The sequence below is a fragment of the Gilliamella sp. CG16 genome, assembly GCF_046635785.1.
Classification (GTDB): Bacteria; Pseudomonadota; Gammaproteobacteria; order Enterobacterales; family Orbaceae; genus Gilliamella; species Gilliamella apicola_I.
Window position 1 is genome coordinate 83,427 of sequence record NZ_JBIDFL010000006.1, and the last position, 16,769, is coordinate 100,195.

12 protein-coding genes and 1 pseudogene are annotated in these 16,769 nt (G+C 35.5%); 4 read left to right on the forward strand and 9 right to left on the reverse strand.

Annotation, left to right across the window (positions count from 1 at the left end; genetic code table 11):
• Positions 1 to 100 precede the first annotated feature (100 nt).
• Complete coding sequence (locus ACGH47_RS07750; RefSeq protein ID WP_411623132.1) at positions 101 to 313, forward strand: YdcH family protein; 213 nt, start codon at positions 101 to 103, stop codon at positions 311 to 313.
• 476 nt (positions 314 to 789) lie between these two features.
• Here ACGH47_RS07750 and mgtA read toward each other — a convergent pair whose 3' ends face one another.
• Positions 790 to 3,498: a magnesium-translocating P-type ATPase gene (mgtA, locus tag ACGH47_RS07755; RefSeq protein ID WP_411623133.1), complete on the reverse strand. Its 2,709-nt coding sequence runs from the start codon at positions 3,496 to 3,498 to the stop codon at positions 790 to 792.
• 699 nt (positions 3,499 to 4,197) lie between these two features.
• Here mgtA and ACGH47_RS07760 point away from each other — a divergent pair.
• Complete coding sequence (locus tag ACGH47_RS07760; RefSeq protein ID WP_411623134.1) at positions 4,198 to 4,887, forward strand: hypothetical protein; 690 nt, start codon at positions 4,198 to 4,200, stop codon at positions 4,885 to 4,887.
• A gap of 84 nt (positions 4,888 to 4,971) precedes the next feature.
• Here the strand turns inward: ACGH47_RS07760 and ACGH47_RS07765 are convergent, their stop codons facing one another.
• The 8 genes and pseudogenes from ACGH47_RS07765 to hutW form a co-directional block, all read right to left on the reverse strand.
• A complete protein-coding gene (locus tag ACGH47_RS07765; RefSeq protein WP_411623135.1) occupies positions 4,972 to 6,864 on the reverse strand; it encodes a DNA topoisomerase III in 1,893 nt (630 codons plus the stop codon).
• A gap of 15 nt (positions 6,865 to 6,879) precedes the next feature.
• Positions 6,880 to 7,149, reverse strand: coding sequence for a GNAT family N-acetyltransferase (locus ACGH47_RS07770; protein ID WP_411623136.1), 270 nt, complete (start codon positions 7,147 to 7,149; stop codon positions 6,880 to 6,882).
• Positions 7,150 to 7,526: 377 nt separating this feature from the next.
• Positions 7,527 to 8,528 carry a zinc transporter ZntB gene (gene zntB / locus ACGH47_RS07775; protein ID WP_065558201.1) on the reverse strand — a complete coding sequence of 334 codons (1,002 nt, stop codon included), beginning with the start codon at positions 8,526 to 8,528 and terminating at the stop codon, positions 7,527 to 7,529.
• 84 nt (positions 8,529 to 8,612) lie between these two features.
• Entirely contained in the window at positions 8,613 to 9,386 is a 774-nt protein-coding gene (locus ACGH47_RS07780; protein WP_411623137.1) for a heme ABC transporter ATP-binding protein, read from the reverse strand.
• Positions 9,387 to 9,402: 16 nt separating this feature from the next.
• Complete coding sequence (locus ACGH47_RS07785; protein WP_411623151.1) at positions 9,403 to 10,329, reverse strand: FecCD family ABC transporter permease; 927 nt, start codon at positions 10,327 to 10,329, stop codon at positions 9,403 to 9,405.
• 106 nt (positions 10,330 to 10,435) lie between these two features.
• Positions 10,436 to 11,074, reverse strand: a complete 639-nt coding sequence (locus tag ACGH47_RS07790) for an NAD(P)H-binding protein (protein ID WP_411623138.1) — start codon at positions 11,072 to 11,074, stop codon at positions 10,436 to 10,438.
• Positions 11,075 to 11,092: 18 nt separating this feature from the next.
• Positions 11,093 to 11,593: a heme utilization cystosolic carrier protein HutX gene (gene hutX / locus ACGH47_RS07795; RefSeq protein WP_065558198.1), complete on the reverse strand. Its 501-nt coding sequence runs from the start codon at positions 11,591 to 11,593 to the stop codon at positions 11,093 to 11,095.
• A 125-nt stretch (positions 11,594 to 11,718) separates the two neighbouring features.
• Positions 11,719 to 13,032, reverse strand: a pseudogene (gene hutW / locus ACGH47_RS07800) (heme anaerobic degradation radical SAM methyltransferase ChuW/HutW); the annotation flags it as partial.
• A gap of 339 nt (positions 13,033 to 13,371) precedes the next feature.
• On the opposite strand from hutW, the gene ACGH47_RS07805 reads away from it, so the two are divergent.
• On the forward strand, positions 13,372 to 14,223 hold the full coding sequence (locus ACGH47_RS07805) for a hemin ABC transporter substrate-binding protein (RefSeq protein WP_411623139.1): 852 nt from the start codon (positions 13,372 to 13,374) through the stop codon (positions 14,221 to 14,223).
• 136 nt (positions 14,224 to 14,359) lie between these two features.
• Complete coding sequence (locus tag ACGH47_RS07810; protein WP_411623140.1) at positions 14,360 to 16,663, forward strand: TonB-dependent receptor domain-containing protein; 2,304 nt, start codon at positions 14,360 to 14,362, stop codon at positions 16,661 to 16,663.
• Positions 16,664 to 16,769: the final 106 nt, after the last annotated feature.

Sequence of the window (16,769 nt, forward strand, 5' to 3'; positions counted from 1 at the left end):
AATCCTCATTAAATTGCTATTAAAACAATCAGTAATATTGTAAGCTAAGAATGCAATATCGACGATTTAACCATTCATTAGCCAACATTAAGGAGCCACTATGTTTCCAGAATATCGAGAATTAATTTCAAAATTAAAAAATACAGATTTACGATTTCAAAAATTATTTGATCAACATAATGCTTTGGATCAAAAAATTAAAAATATTGAGTCAGGTATCAAAATCGACACATCCGAAACTATCGAAAACTTAAAAAAACAGAAACTTAAACTTAAAGATGAAATACACACAATCTTAAAAAATCAAGCATAAATACGGGATAAAAACATCAATAGCGTATTAGTCAATCTTTATTCAAAAAATTAGTGTTGTGAAAACAATGTTGATGTAGGTGCTTTTATCAAAAGCAATAAATATAAATAAACCCCAAACAAGGGGTTTATGATGATAACAGATAAAACAAAAACTAAAAAATTTAATAATAAAGCGAATTTTTACTTGTTTAATTGTTCTTTTGTCGTTCTTTTTTTACGATTTTTAATCAATACAATAATATTTTTATGTGGAGTTTTCATATTTTAATTTCCTCTTTTTGTTATAGTTATCACACCACGAAAATGTATGGAATTTTTAAAGAGTGACTAGCAATATCCTTATCAGGTATTTTGTATAAAATACTCGCCATCTCCAATAATGGTAGTTACTTTAGCATAAATTAACGGTATTACCAATTATTTTGGTTATTTAGTAAGCGACTTCCATATCGCCTACTTGCGCTACCAACAAATTTAGAACCATTGCCCAAAACGTTTTATATAAATTCGTTTCATTAACTGCGCAACAAAACAATAAGATAGTAGTGTGGCAATTAACCATGGGAAATATGACCAAGGTAAAGGAGCAAGACCAATCAAACTTCCTATTGGAGAAAATGGGATATAAATACCTACGACCATTATCAATAATGTCATCACAATGACCGGAAACGCTGCTGTACTTTGAACAAATGGAATTTTTTGTGTTCTTAACATATGCACAACTAAAGTTTGTGAAAGTAACCCTTCAATAAACCAACCAGAATGGAATAATGATTGTACTTCGACACTATTTGCACTGAACACAAACCACATTAACGCATAGGTAGTAATATCAAAAATAGAAGATGTTGGTCCAATCCAAATCATAAATCGTTTGATATTTTGCGCATCCCATTTACGAGGCTTTTGTAAAAACTCATCATCCATTTTATCCCAAGGTAATGATAATTGTGAAATATCATACAATAAATTTTGGATCAACAAATGAATTGCTAGCATAGGTAAAAAAGGTAAAAATGCACTGGCAACTAACACCGAAAAAATATTACCAAAGTTTGAACTGGCAGTCATATTCAAATACTTCATAATATTACCGAATGTTTCTCGACCGCAAATTACCCCTTCTTCTAACACCATTAAACTCTTTTCAAGCAAAATGATATCCGCTGATTCTTTCGCAATGTCGGTTGCAGTATCCACCGATATACCAACATCGGCGTCACGTAATGCAGGCGCATCATTGATACCATCGCCTAAAAAGCCCACTGTATGACCATTTTCTTGTAATAAACGGATGATTCGTGATTTTTGTAAAGGTGTTAATTTAGCAAAAATAGTACGTTGCTCAATTTGTTCTTTGAGTTCATCATCATCCATTTTTTCAATTTCGGTACCCAGTAAGGGAGTTCCTGGCTCTAGACCCACTTCACGACACACTTTTATGGTAATAATTTCATTATCACCAGTTAAAACTTTTACCCCTACACCATGTTCATTTAATGCAGAAATGGCTTCGTATGCGCTCTCTTTTGGCGGATCTAAAAACGTTAAGAACCCTCGAATTGCAAGATCAGTCTCATCTTGGACACTGTATTGCGTTTTTGTTTGTGAAGCAGAAATATTTTTTAATCCCACCGCTAAAACTCGGAATCCTTCTTTATTGTAGTTATGAGCAAGTTCGATTAACTCTTGTTTGCGTTTTTCATCTAATGGCAAATATTCACCGTCTTGATAAACATAACGAGAAATAGACAGCATCTCTTCAACGGCACCTTTGCAAATCATCAAATGATCATCATTACCATTTTGCACCACAACCGATAAACGACGACGAACAAAATCAAATGGCAATTCATCAATCTTTTTATAAAGTCCAACCCCGACTTTTTTAACACTGGTTTTCTCTTCAGTGAAACGGATAATGGCTTTGTCCATTAGGTTTTTCATACCACTTTGATAATAGCTGTTTAACCAAGCGAGTTCTAATACAGCTGGGTCAATTTGACCATGACTATCAAGATGATGTTCAAGGATAATTTTATCTTGTGTCAATGTACCCGTTTTGTCGGTACATAAAATATCCATTGCACCAAAATTTTGAATCGCATTAAGACGTTTCACAACAACCTTACGCTTTGCCATTCCAACCGCACCTTTAGCCAGGTTAGCACTGACAATCATCGGCAACATTTCAGGGGTTAATCCAACCGCTACCGCCAAAGCAAACAAAGCCGCATCGCCCCAATCTCCTTTTGAAATACCATTTATCACAAAAACAATTGGCACCATAATAAGCATAAAACGGATCAGTAACCAACTAACACTATTCACACCTCGATCGAATGACGTTTCAGCACGGGAACCAACAATGGATTTAGCTAATGAGCCAAAATGCGTGTCTGCACCTGTGGCAACCACAATTGCCTTAGCCGTTCCACTTACCACATTCGTCCCCATAAAACAGACGTTATTCACATCAAGAACATTATCTTTATCAATATCCGATGCATTAATTTCATCGGTTGTCTTTTGTGAAACGGCGCCTAAAGTGTCATATTTTTCAACAGGTATAGATTCACCTGTCAGTACCGCTTGGCTGACAAAAAGATCCCGTGATTCAATTAAGCGGATATCCGCAGGAATCATATCCCCTGCCGATAAAAAGACAATATCGCCAGGCACAATCTCGCTTAACGGAATTTCAAAATGTTCAGGATTCATATCCTTATGCGGACGTCTTAATACCGTTGCCGTTGTTCGAATCATCGATTTGAGCGCTTCAGCGGCTTTATTAGATCGAAACTCTTGCCAAAAACGCAATAAACCACTTAATGAAACCATGGTTAAAATGATAATGATACTAGTTAGATCGGTTTCTTCCCCCTTTTGTAAAGGTAACCAGAAATCCGTGACAAAACTAACCACCGCTAAAATAAGTAACACAAAAATAAATGGATTATTAAACGCCATTAATAGTTGCATAAATAATGAAGGGACTTTTTCTCGGGCTACTTCGTTTTTACCATACTCTTCTAATCTTGATTTTGCATTTTCTTGCGTTAAACCGGACAAGCTCGATTGAAATTTAGATAAAATGCTATCTAAGCTATGTTGAGCTTCATGAATTGCTTTAATATCTGAGCTTGTTTGTGAATGAATTTTTGTAGTGTTTTTGGTCATCTTATGTACCTATATTCATAATTTTTTAGACAAAAATATGCCTACTCACTGTTAAAAAATAACAATAAGCAAAGTAACTAATTGAATAGTTAAGACTTTAATGCCACAGCATGACCGCACTCAAAGCGATGGCTGAGCAAAAAATAATTTAGCGAGATAATTTAATTAAGAATTAGATACAACTCGGTGGTTCTAAATGTTTTTCTGAAAAAAGTAATGAACACAACATTAAGATGTGCGCACCATGATGTTTTGAATTTGTGTGATAGCGTGTAAAAAATTGCATATCGTTCACCGTTACCGTTCGATCAATTTCGGCGCGTGAACTGAAAAAATGATTATTTAGACAGGTTCATTAACCGATAATGATTTGTGTTTGAATACATCTCCCCATATATGGGGTGACCCGATTGAGCGTCCATAGTTCTCCTATAAAATTGAACTCAACACTTTGTATTTCAACTTTTCTTAACCCTCATTTTTAACCACCTAATAGTTAAAAAAGTAAGAAAAGCTCAAAGGCGGGCAATTTATACGCCTTTAGCCAAAATAAGTCAACCAATAATCCTTTAAAAAGGTCATAACAGCTTAAAAACAGCACTTATCGCCCCAATAAATGGTTTTTTGTATATAAATAATACACACAAAACTTAATATCATTTACAATAACTAATACTATTCAACGCAAGGAAAACGAAAGTGGAACTCATAACATTACTCGACACTAATTGGTTAAATTTCGTGATCATTTTCGCACTTTCATTTTTATGGTTTTTCAATCGAAAAAGATCACCCAATCAATACCTCGATAATATCATTATATATGCTGATATTTTAGAAAAGACACCTAAGCCAAAATACCAAAAGGATTACTTGAATAATATTAAAAGTAAACTTCTTTGGGACAAGGTCTGTTTTTATCAAACCGGTGACATGAATAAAGAAAGAATCGCAATTTCGTTAATTAATGCTGACATTAAAAACATCATCAATTTATTACAATTAAATTCACTAACCCAATACTTTTGTATCAGACAAAATAAAATAACGGCAGTCAATCCTTTTTTAGTTAAAGAAGTCATCCTATTATGTGTTGGGTTCATTCTCGCTTTTATTACGGTGATATCGAATCTTGATACCGTTTTTAGATCAAATTCAATAATTAATATAATCATTGCCGCGATAACCATTTTAATTATCTTACTGATTGCAACTCAGTTCGCCATAGCACCTTTAAAAAGGCTTAATACCTATCGATTGATTTTGAAAGACGACACTTTTTTAAAGCGTGCTAATGACCAACTAGTTCGCATTATTCAAGAAAGTAATAATAGTAATCCTGGTTTTGATAAATCCATAATGAGTAAAGAAGAATCGCATCAATCATAACCCAATTTCGAAGGTTTTATCTGCTGTGGTAATAAATAAGGCGACAAATCTAAGCTTTACGTCGCCTTAATAGTTATATGGGAACTAAGCACGTATATTTAAACGGGCATTTTTAAGATGCTCTACAAGTTCAAGCAATGATTGATTTAACTGATTCATGAATTGTTGGTAAGAAAACGCCTTTTTACTGATTTCATCTAATTGTCGTTCCCAATGCGCAGTCATATCGGGGATAGACATAATATCTGGTAACGATAAAATTAACTTACGTCCAACTGGAGTGGCACGAATTGTTTTGCCTTGTCGTGTTAAAAATTGACGTTTAAATAACAGTTCTATTATTCCTGCTCGGGTTGCTTCTGTGCCTAAACCATCGGTTTCCCGCAATATTTTTTTAATCTCTGGATCTTTAACAAATCTTGCAATACCTGTCATTGCGGAAAGTAAAGTTGCATCATTAAAAGGTTTAGGGGGTTGTGTTTCTTTACTGATAAGTTCAGCATCGATACATTGCACTGCCTCCCCTTTTTTCACTAATTTAGTTAACAATCCATTACTCTCTGCATCCGCTTCGGATTGATCAGCTTGTAAAGTTTTCGTTCCAAACAACGCTTTCCAGCCTGCTTCAAGCATTTGCGTTGCTCTAGCAATAAATTTTCCACCTTGAATATCAACATCAATTTGTAATTCAGCGTATTTATATACAGGATAAAATTGTGCTAAATATTGGGTTGCAATCACCTGATAAACTAATTTTTCATTATCCGTTAAATTGTCCATTTTAGCCTTGCGCTGTGTTGGAATGATGGCATGGTGCGCTTCAACTTTTTTATCGTTCCAAGCTTTTGTCCGCAGACTAAAATCAGCGTTTTCAATAGCAGGCTGTAAATCCGGGCAATTATTTTCCATTGCTAATTTTACACTGATTATTTGGTTAAGATGCTCTTCGGGTAAAAAACGGCAATCGGATCTCGGGTAGGTGATCAGTTTATGCTTTTCATATAATGACTGGCAAATATCGAGCACATCTTGTGCACTTAATCCACTTTTTTTAGCCATCTCAATTTGAAGAGCGGATAAATTAAATGGCATAGGCGGTGCAACTTCTTTCTTTTTGTTACTGACTTTCTCAATAATACCGGTTTGATCTTTAATTCTTTGACAAACATTTTCGGCTAATGCTTTGACTAAAACTCGCCCTTCTTCATCTTGATAGGGAGCACAAGCTTCACTAGGTTGCCACTTGGCCTTAAATATTTCATTATGCTGGGTTTCAAGTACAGCAAAAACTTCATAAAACGGTTTGGGAACAAACTTTTCAATATCTAAATCACGCCTTACCACTAAACCAAGAATAGGCGTTTGTACCCGTCCAATGGATAACACTCCTCGATACCCGCCTCGTTGCCCCACCAGCGTACAAAGACGACTCATATTAATACCATACAACCAATCAGCACGGGCTCTTGCAAGCGCTGACGTAGAGAGCGGAATAAAATCTTGATTACTGCGTAATTGTTCAAGCGATTTTTCAACTGCACTGGTATTTAAATCACTAATCAAGCAACGCTTAATTGTTTTGCGTTTATCGGGTGTGAGTTGACAATAATTCAAAACTTCATCGACTAATAATTGCCCTTCTCGATCTGGATCGCCTGCATGTACAATCTGATCGGCAGATTTAATCAATTCGACTAAAATATCAAATTGGCTTTTTGTACTCCCTTTTGGCATCAAAATCCATTTTTCCGGAACTATCGGAAGATCATCGATCACCCATTTTTTAAAGCGATCATCATACACTTCTGGGGTGGCTTGTTCTAAAAGATGTCCGATACACCAACTCACAATATCGCCATTAGCGGCTTTGATAAAACCCGTTCCTTTTTGATGTGGTTTAGGCAAAACATCGGCAATAGCCCTTGCTAGACTGGGCTTTTCAGCAATAAACAGACGATAAGTTTGATTAGATTGCATAATTATTAGTCTTAATCATAAATTTGAAACAAAATAAGTTTGATAGGATGATTTAACGCTAAAATTTAAATGATTTAACATCTTCAATAACAATGCCTTGTCAGCATCCCTACAAGGCAGAATGCGACAATAAAAACAAATTAAAATATGTTTGTCTAAACACATCAAACCTTGTTCTTTTCGACTTTTTTGCTTTGTCGAGTACCATTCAATCTTAAAACCAGTGTGATAGGCCAAATACGGTAAGGCTCCATAAATTATCATATTATCCTTTAAAATTTCCAATCCTGCTGAGTCTGTTATTAATGCTCAATAAGGTTGAAAATTGTTACATAAGTCTTAACGCCATTCAAGCGCAATAATTTGCAGAAAATCATTCTCAACAATAAACACAAAAATAACCTAATCTTTACAATGCATTAAAAGAACAGGACTAAGCTTAGTCTGTTTAAGTAATCCTAATACCCTAAAGAGGACAGTTGTTATTTATAATCTTATCACAAGGCTGAAATCAACTAAGATTGAAAGCACAACACTTATCACTTTGCCAATACCTCGTCAACAATGCATGTTAAAGCTTTTAAAATATCATTTAATTGATTAATTATGTTACAAGATTCAGCTTTATCATTTTTTAGTTGTCGTGATTTTAAAACGGGTTTTTACCACCACTTTTTGAACTTAAGCCAAATGGCAGACACAATAGAAATAACAATAAGAATCAAGATTAACCCAACAAAAGACCAAGGATGCTCACTAAAAGGAATACCGGCAAGATTGACACCAAGTAAACTGGTTATAAACGTGATTGGTGTAAATATAATGGTAAATAGTGACATTAAATAGATTCGTTTATTGGTCGATTCTGCCAAAAAGCTATTAATTTGCTCCATAATCGAGGCAAGACGCAATAAGCAACTATCGATATCTGACACATAGTGGCTTTGTTGATTAGAAATATCATGTAGACGTTGGCGATCGTTATCATCAATCCAAGAAATCCTTTCGGTTGAAATTTTAACAAAAATATCCCGCTGCGGAGATAATAATCGACGAAGAATGATCAACTGTTTACGTACTCGACCAATTTCTTTATGTGAAAGAATTCGCTGATTTAATACTAAGTCTTCAAGTTTAACAATTTTGTTATGTACACTATCAAATGATAAATTGACTTGATCACTAATGAGTTCGGATACTTGAATTAACCAATCAGCAACATCAACAGGCCCTATCCCTTTTTCTAAATTATCTTTTAATTGGAAAATCGCATCGATTTGTTGATGTCGGGTCGAAACAATTAGATTATCGGTAATATAAAAACGGAAGGTTACAATCGGATCGGGTAATTCATTTGGCGTATAATTGACACCTTTTAATACGACTAAAATACCCGTATCAAAACGAATTTCTTTCGATATTTGGTTGGGTTTAATTAACTCATTTTTCACTAAATCCGGAATCAATTTTGTCTGATTAATCCACTTAATCGTTTCGGATTTAGCAAAATCCAGATGGATCCAACATGGCTTTTGCACCGTCGCTTGGCAATCATTACTTAAAGGATTGGCTTTACCTTTACCATCAAATTGACAACTAAAAACAGGTTTTGCTGATATAAGATCTGAAACAGGAACGGAATTTTCACTATTTTCATTCGTCATTATAAGCCCCATTTGTTAAGTTTTCTTAATTATATACTGAAATTGCTTAAAAATGGAGCGATTGATTAACTTAATTTATCAAAATTAAGGCATTAAATAGAGTTGCGGAACCATAGCATTACTAGGGTGCGGAATAATACCTAATTCAACCCCATACCAATGATTAATATTTTCAACAGTTAATACTTCAGCAGGTACACCTTGCTTAACGATTTTTCCCTGACTAAGAAGCAACACTTTATCCGCATACAAGGCAGCCAAATTAAGATCATGTAACACACAACACACTGCCAGTTGCTGTTCTTTGGCGAGTTGCTTTAATAATCGCAATGTATGTTGCTGATGATACAAATCTAATGCTGAAGTGGGTTCATCTAAAAAAAGTAGCTTTTCAGTTGGCTCCTCTTGCCATAATTGTGCCAAAACGCGAGCCAATTGGACACGTTGCTGTTCTCCGCCTGACAAGCTACGGTAATCACGGTTAGCCAACTTCAAGCAATCAGTTTGTTGCATAGTTTCGTGAATGGCTTGCTCGAAATGAAGTTTACCGTAAGGTGCTCGCCCCATTGCCACCACTTCTTTTACCGTAAAAGGAAACGTCATCTGGCTATGCTGTAACATCACCGTTCTCACTTTAGCTAATTGCTTAGCAGACCATTGTGTCATCGTTTTATCAAAAAGATAAATATCGCCAGATGATGGTGTCTGATAACCCGTTAAAAGCCGTAATAAAGTTGATTTACCTGCACCATTAGGACCAATGATAATGGCAATTTCGCCAGCTTGAATATCTAAAGACACATCATCGATTAAACACCGAGTACCACAATAAAAAGTTAAGTTTTTTGCTGTCAACATCGTCAAATTATACCCGTTATTTGTGCCTTAAAATGAGCCAAAGAAAATAAGGTCCACCAATTAAACTTGTCAATAACCCTACCGGTATTTCAGTCGGTGCAACAACCGTTCTTGCCAGAGTATCGGCAGAAAGTAATAAACAGCCACCTGCCAATGCCGATGCAGGTAATAACACACTATGATTAGCCCCAATACGTAATCGAATCATATGAGGAACCACCAAACCAACAAAGGCAATAATGCCACTTACTGCAACCGATGTACCGATTAAAATGGCACTAAACACCAACAAATATTGCTTCAAACGAATAACATTAATACCTAAATAGTGCGCATCTTCATCCCCCAATTGCAATATATTGAGCTGATGAGAAAGGACCAAAATGGCTAACAAAGCAGGGATAATTAACGAAGTAGCAACTAACACTAATTCCCACGATCCTTTACCCAAATGCCCCATTGACCAAAGTGACATTTGTCTTAATTGTGCTTCATCACTAATATAACTTAGGCATCCCATTACTGCTCCGATAATGGCATTGATTGCTACACCCAACAACACCATTTTGGCCAAATTACACTCGGCATGAAGACTGTAAAGATAGATCAGAAAACAGATGAATAAACTACCCAAAAAAGCAGCAAACATTTTTCCATACAGCATCATAATTGGTGGAAAGATAGTCGGAAATAAAATTGACAAACCAACCAATAAACCAGCGCCACTGCTGATGCCCAACAAACCTGAATCCGCTAAAGGATTACGAAATAATCCTTGCATGACAGCGCCTGAAGTTGCTAATGCCATACCGACAATCACTGCTAATAAAATACGAGGTAAACGTATATTCAACCAAATATTCATCAATGGATCATCAAATGATAATGACAATAACTGAGAAACTGGAAATGTTAAAGCACCCGTATTAGCTGATAAAACCATCAAAACCAACAGCACGATAAACAGTCCCCATAACAATGAACGATGACTATAACGTTGCACTCACTATCCTCGCTAAAAATATGGATTTAATTACATTCATGCTATTTTAATGTTCAAATTTAAGATTCGGATCAATAACAGTATAAGCTTTATTATCAAGTTGCTGATGCGCTATTTTATCAATAATGACTTTCGCTAAATCGATACGATGAATCAGTCCATGTACCTCTTGCTGAAAATAGCATTTTGCATTACCTGTTAGTTCCCCATTTTGTAATCCACCCGGTCTTAATATAAGGTATTTTAGCGTGCTAGTTTGTAACCAAACTTCCGCTAACGATTTTTCACGTACCGCATGTCCAAACGCTTGTTTAGCTCGTAAAGATAATGTTGACCATGTATCACCACAACCTAAGGATGTGACTAACACCATCTGCCTTATATTGGCTTGTTCAGCACAATCAATAATAATACGTTGTGCTAGATAATTTCCGGTTTCCCCACCCAGTGTTGAAATAATTGTGGCGTCAGGTCCGGCTAATGCACAAAGCTGGCTAACCATAGATGAGTCGGTCGCATCACCGACATGACACCCAATACCTTGCTCACTTAACTGCTTGGCAAAAGTTTCGTCTCGTACCAATGCAATACAACGCCAACTTGGTTGGCACTGTTTAACTAACTGACAAATCTGATAACCCGTACCCAATTTTGGACTGACACCAAAAACTAATATTGTTTTCATGCTATTATCATCTCAACATTAGTTAATTTTATTTGCTAATGCTCTAAATTTTTCTAACTGATCTTGTTTTAACTGATGTTTTTCATCACGACCCACAAAAATTTTAAACATTGATTGTCCCATATGATTAAGAAAGATCATCGAAGCTGTCGACATTTTCATAAATTTACGTTCAATAAAAGCAATATATTGACAATGTTCAGCTTTAATATGACCACTTAATCCTTTTTGATGACGTAAATTGAAATATTTTTGACTATGCGAACCTGGCGGTAATTCACCTGAAATTTCAGCAATCACATCTCCGGTATGGATCAAAAATAACACATCGCCCCAAGTTGTCACTTCATCCCAAATCATATCAAAATAAGAACCATCAACAATTTTCGCATCCGGTAAGGCTTGAATAACTTGCGTCAAAGTCACTTGATGATCTTGAGCAATTTTTTCTAATAACTCCTCGGGATTGGTTTGCATATAAGTTGAAAGATTACTGAGATGAGTTTGCTTATCTACCATGTTAATATCCTTTAATGATGTGAAATAGGTTGATTATTTTTCTTTTCAGAATGTGCACCAGGCATAGCAGGATGACCTTTCATTGCTAGTTTAGCCTTTGCCATTTTATGCTGTAATTCAATATGTTCGGGGTTGTTCAGTTGTAATAACAACTGCTGCAAAGCTTGTAAAATATTGCTTGACCAAAAACGACCAGATAATGTCAGTCGTAAACAATGATCCTCATCTTGAAGTAAACCAACTTGATGCCACTGTTTAATTAAAGGATCAAATAAATGACTATGCTCGGTCAATTTAGTCAAATCCACTCGACCTTTCTCAATGCCTGCTTGTAATTGATGTAACCAATCCCCTAATAAGGATTTACCTGTTAACATCATTAGGGGTTTTTTGCCCTGATCAAGTTGCATATAATACTGGTTTAAGTCACGATGAAGCATATACGAATGCGTATCTAATTTACCACCAGCACACGATCCAAAACCAAAAAAATGCGAACCTTGCTTAATCAAAAAGTTGTACAAGTTACGTTCACGACTTGTTTTAGCCCAATGCGCATTGGTCAAATGAACCCACCCCTGTTTAGCTAAAAACTCAGCACCTTGATGATAAAAATGACATTTGTCACTTACTGACGGCAACGCTATACGGTTGTTTTCTACCCCTTTTGCTAACGGTGTGGTAGGTAGTAAATTTAGTGAATAAAGATCAACACCATCTAACGGAAGATCATTGACGATTTCAAGATCACGTTGCCAAGTTTCAATAGTTTGATTAGGTAAACCAAACATCAAATCGCAGACTAATGCCACACTATCACGTGAAGCAATACGCTCAAAATTTTTGATAATTTCTTGTTCTGTTGATTGACGACCTAACTTCTGTCTGATTGTCGTATTAAAGGTTTGTATGCCAATTGAAAATCGATTAGCACCCGCCTCAATATAGCTATCCACTTTTTCATCATCAAAATCAGAAATACGCCCTTCTACCGTAATTTCGCAATCGGGGGCTAAAGGCGCATATTGCTTAAGATAACGGATAACGCGTGCTAATTGCCCAGCAGCTAAAGCCGAAGGCGTACCACCGCCAAAATAAATGGCATGAACGGGGGCGGATTGCATGGCTTTATTATTAATTTCCAATGAAATTTCTTTCAATAAATAATCGATATAAGTACTTGTATCAAATTTACGCAAGGGGTTTTGATAAAAGCCACAAAATTGACAATGAATGTCACAAAAAGGAATATGAATATAAATAAGACGCTTTCGACCACGCAAATCAGCATTTTGAATTTCTTGCCATTTTTGTTCAATTTCGTGTGGGGCAACGGGTAAACTTGCCTGTAAGGGCATAACCGCCCAGCGATCCTTAAAAGGAAGTGCTGAATTTAACGCATAAAAAGGACTAACATCTAAAGATTTCATAACTGCCATTCTGATTAAATATTCTGTAAAGATTAAATAATAATTATTATCATTTATCAATATATTTTATTTAATTTTTTATTAACCATTTGATACTTTGATAGATATTTTTATTTTTTCAATGAGTGATGAGATTCTTTTACTACCAATTTGAATCTCCTTTTTTCAATTTTTTGCCATTTTTAACAAAATAATCACTTATAACATTCATTGTTCTTACTCTATTCCCCTTAGTTTTAAAGCGAATATCCAACTAAAACGTAAAAATATCACCATATCACTATTGATAATAGTTCTCATTTTCAATATAGTGTAATGCAACTGTATTTTAGCTATAGGAATTATGTAATGATTAAAAAAATATATACAAACCTGAGTGTTATTTTACTTATGCTTACATTATCAGGTTTAATAAATATCAGTTCAGCTAATCAAAGAATTGTCATTGCTGGGGGATCGTTAACAGAGATTGTTTATGCTTTGGGAGAAGATCAACAAGTGGTCGGTGTTGATAAAACCAGTACGTATCCGGCAACAACTCAACATCTACCCCAAATTGGATATTGGAAACTGCTCAACATAGAAGGTATATTATCGCTTAAACCAACGCTATTTATTGCCTTTAATGATATTGAACCCGACAACGTTTTAACACAAATGCATCAAGCTAACGTTGACGTATTGGCATTACCACGCGTCCCCGGTACGGTTGAATTACTTTATCAAAACATTGACAAAATTGCTCAAAAACTTAACAAGCAACATGAAGGTAATCAATTAATTACAAAAATAAAAACCCATCTTTCCAAGCTACAAGACAAGATTAAAACGCATCCCCAAAAAACCAAAGTATTATTCATGATGACAATGGGAGGAAGTAATGCCATTGCCGGTAAAAATACCACTGCTGACGCCTTAATCACCATTGCAGGCGGTGAAAATCTAGCGACGCATAACAGCTATAAAAATTACAGCGCCGAATCGCTAATTGCGATGAATCCTGATGTTATTTTATTAAACAGCCATTCCATACAACAATTAGGGGGTATGAATAAATTACAAACGATATCTGGCATAACCGAAACATCGGCTTACAAAAATAATCGAATTAAAACCATTGATGACAGTTATCTTTTTGGCATTGGGCCACGAGTGGATGAAGTTGCTACCCAGCTTTATCAAATTTTTTACCCAGAATAATCAATTGAAAGTACTTTAGATTATTCAGCATTAAAGGCATTTAACAGTAACGATAAAACAATCAAACATCACGAAAACTGTTTTTAACGAATGATAAAAATCATTTAATTTAGATTAGTAAGATTGAAGGTTAAACATGTTATACATTAAGAATTTAAAAAAAACGGGCACACTAGCTTTAGGCTTAACATTCGTTATGCCTGCCATAGCAACTGAAAAACATGATGATGAAAAAATCAACGATGTCATGACAGTAACGGCACACGAATCAATCAAACAGCCGGGTATCAATACTGAAATTTCCGAACAAGATATTCGACGAGACGGCGGGACTAATTTTGGCACGCTTATGCGCTACCAACCATTGATTTCAGCATCGGGCAACATATCGGGTTCTGGCAGTGGTAAAAGTAGTTGGGACAGAGGAGGCTTTACAGGTTACAACATTCGAGGATTAGATGCTAATCGCGTTTCTATCGATATTGACGGAATGCCACTGCCTATTGCACAAGGACGCGTTAATTCTGTCGGGCGAGCGGGTTTTGGCTCGTATGGAATAGGACGCGATTACATCGATACCTATATGTATAACAAAGTCGATATTCAATCTGGCGCAACTTCGGTAAGTAATGCCAATAATGCACTTGGTGGATCGGTGTCGTTTCAAACTAAAACTGCTAGCTATTACCTCTATCCCGGAAAAACCAGCTATTTTGGATTCCAAAATAATTATGACAGCACCGACAGAAGCTATCATCAAGGTATCACATTAGCAGGCGGTGATGATGAACTAAACGGAATTATCGTATTAAGTCGTCGTGATGGACAGCAAGGAAGAAATTACGGAAACTCAATTAATAACTATCCGGAAAACTACCATTCAAATTCAATCCTTGCGGGTTTCAGCTGGCAAATGACTGATGAGCATCAACTTAACACAACTATCGATTACAATAATAAAACTAAACATTCTCATTATGATACATGGGACAAAAATGGTAAAAAAATTGAATCGCATGATAAGCAACGAAGTAAAAACAACCGCTTCAATTTGGCGATAAAAGATATATGGACACCAACCAATATTAATTGGATAGATAGCCTGACAACGCAATTAAATTATCAACGCACGAATGTGTATGACAGCACTTATCTAAATCACACAACAAATGGTCAATATAACATTCAAACCAATTACAATACTAAAGCCTATAATTTTATTACCACCTTGCTAAAACAATATAATAATCAAAAAATAAGTGCTGGTTTAAATGGTAAATGGAGTGAGGACGAATCGCCATTTTATACATCAGCCAAACCAAGATATGGAAAGATTTTCCCTGACGGAGATTACACTAAACCCCAAGCTGACAGCCGTACTTATCAACTTGGTGGATTTATTGAAGACCGAATCGCCTTCAATATTAATGATCATCATAACTATTACTTAGTACCTGGCATTCGAGCAATTTATCAAAAAACAAAGCCACGTCATTTAGAAAATATGGCTGTCACCATTGCTGATGCATCTAAACTAAGTCAACAATATAAAAGTAACAGTGATTTTCAACTATTACCTTCACTCGCTTTGATGTACGACATCAATCCTAATTTTACAGCTTACCTTCAATATAAGCGTAGCGCACAAATGCCAAACCAAAATCAACTTTATGGTTCTTATTTAGCGCATAGCACCATGTATGTACTGGTTGGTGACTCTAATCTCAAAACCGAAACAAGCGACAATTTTGAATTAGGTGTTAAAGGTCATCCCATGACAGGAATAACCTTATCAACGGCAGCTTTTTACAATAAATACAAAAACTTTATCGCTTACACTCGCTATAAAAAAGATTTTGTCGGAACCGGTAATCGACTGGTTTATCAAGCTGAAAACCGTGATAAAGCGTATATCTATGGTGCTGAATTAAGCAGTGAATTTAATTTTGGTTCATGGTTCGACCAAGCTAATGGCTTAACAGCTAAATTTGCAATTGGCTACAACCAAGGTAAATCAAAATCGAGCTATTTAGGTGATAAATACATTGAAATGGACTCTATTGCCCCACTCAAAAGTACCATTGGTTTAGCATGGGATGATCCAAATAAATTTTATGGTATTGCAATTAATGCAACTTTCCAAAAAGGCAAAAAAACCACCCCAACTTCACGGGAATCCTATAACAATGATGGTAACCCCATTCCTGATTCAAAAGAAGAATATTTTAGAATCGCAGGACATGGTGTCATTGACTTAACCAGCTATGTTAACATCACTAAAAACGTCAAGTTAAGTGGTGGTATTTATAATCTTACTGACCAAAAATACTGGGATTATTTAAGTAATAACAAGTTATATCGTACATCCGATCGTAAATACCTCGACCTATTTACTGCACCAGGTCGAACATTCCAACTCGGCTTAGATATCGATTTTTAAAACAGCCTTGTTACTAAATAACATTGACAACTAACCCGCTTGTGCGGGTTTTTTTGTTAAAAAATGATTAATATAATTTAAAACTATATTAAACTAAAAAAAACAA

What these genes read in the sequence shown, in the direction of transcription:
- ACGH47_RS07805 (WP_411623139.1), top strand. Translation starts at nt 13,372, where the DNA reads ATGATTAAAAAAATATATACAAACCTGAGTGTTATTTTACTTATGCTT.
- ACGH47_RS07780 (WP_411623137.1), bottom strand. Translation starts at nt 9,386, where the DNA reads ATGTTGACAGCAAAAAACTTAACTTTTTATTGTGGTACTCGGTGTTTA.
- hutX (WP_065558198.1), bottom strand. Translation starts at nt 11,593, where the DNA reads ATGGTAGATAAGCAAACTCATCTCAGTAATCTTTCAACTTATATGCAA.
- zntB (WP_065558201.1), bottom strand. Translation starts at nt 8,528, where the DNA reads ATGACGAATGAAAATAGTGAAAATTCCGTTCCTGTTTCAGATCTTATA.
- ACGH47_RS07785 (WP_411623151.1), bottom strand. Translation starts at nt 10,329, where the DNA reads ATGGTTTTATCAGCTAATACGGGTGCTTTAACATTTCCAGTTTCTCAG.
- mgtA (WP_411623133.1), bottom strand. Translation starts at nt 3,498, where the DNA reads ATGACCAAAAACACTACAAAAATTCATTCACAAACAAGCTCAGATATT.
- ACGH47_RS07750 (WP_411623132.1), top strand. Translation starts at nt 101, where the DNA reads ATGTTTCCAGAATATCGAGAATTAATTTCAAAATTAAAAAATACAGAT.
- ACGH47_RS07810 (WP_411623140.1), top strand. Translation starts at nt 14,360, where the DNA reads ATGTTATACATTAAGAATTTAAAAAAAACGGGCACACTAGCTTTAGGC.
- ACGH47_RS07790 (WP_411623138.1), bottom strand. Translation starts at nt 11,074, where the DNA reads ATGAAAACAATATTAGTTTTTGGTGTCAGTCCAAAATTGGGTACGGGT.
- ACGH47_RS07765 (WP_411623135.1), bottom strand. Translation starts at nt 6,864, where the DNA reads ATGCAATCTAATCAAACTTATCGTCTGTTTATTGCTGAAAAGCCCAGT.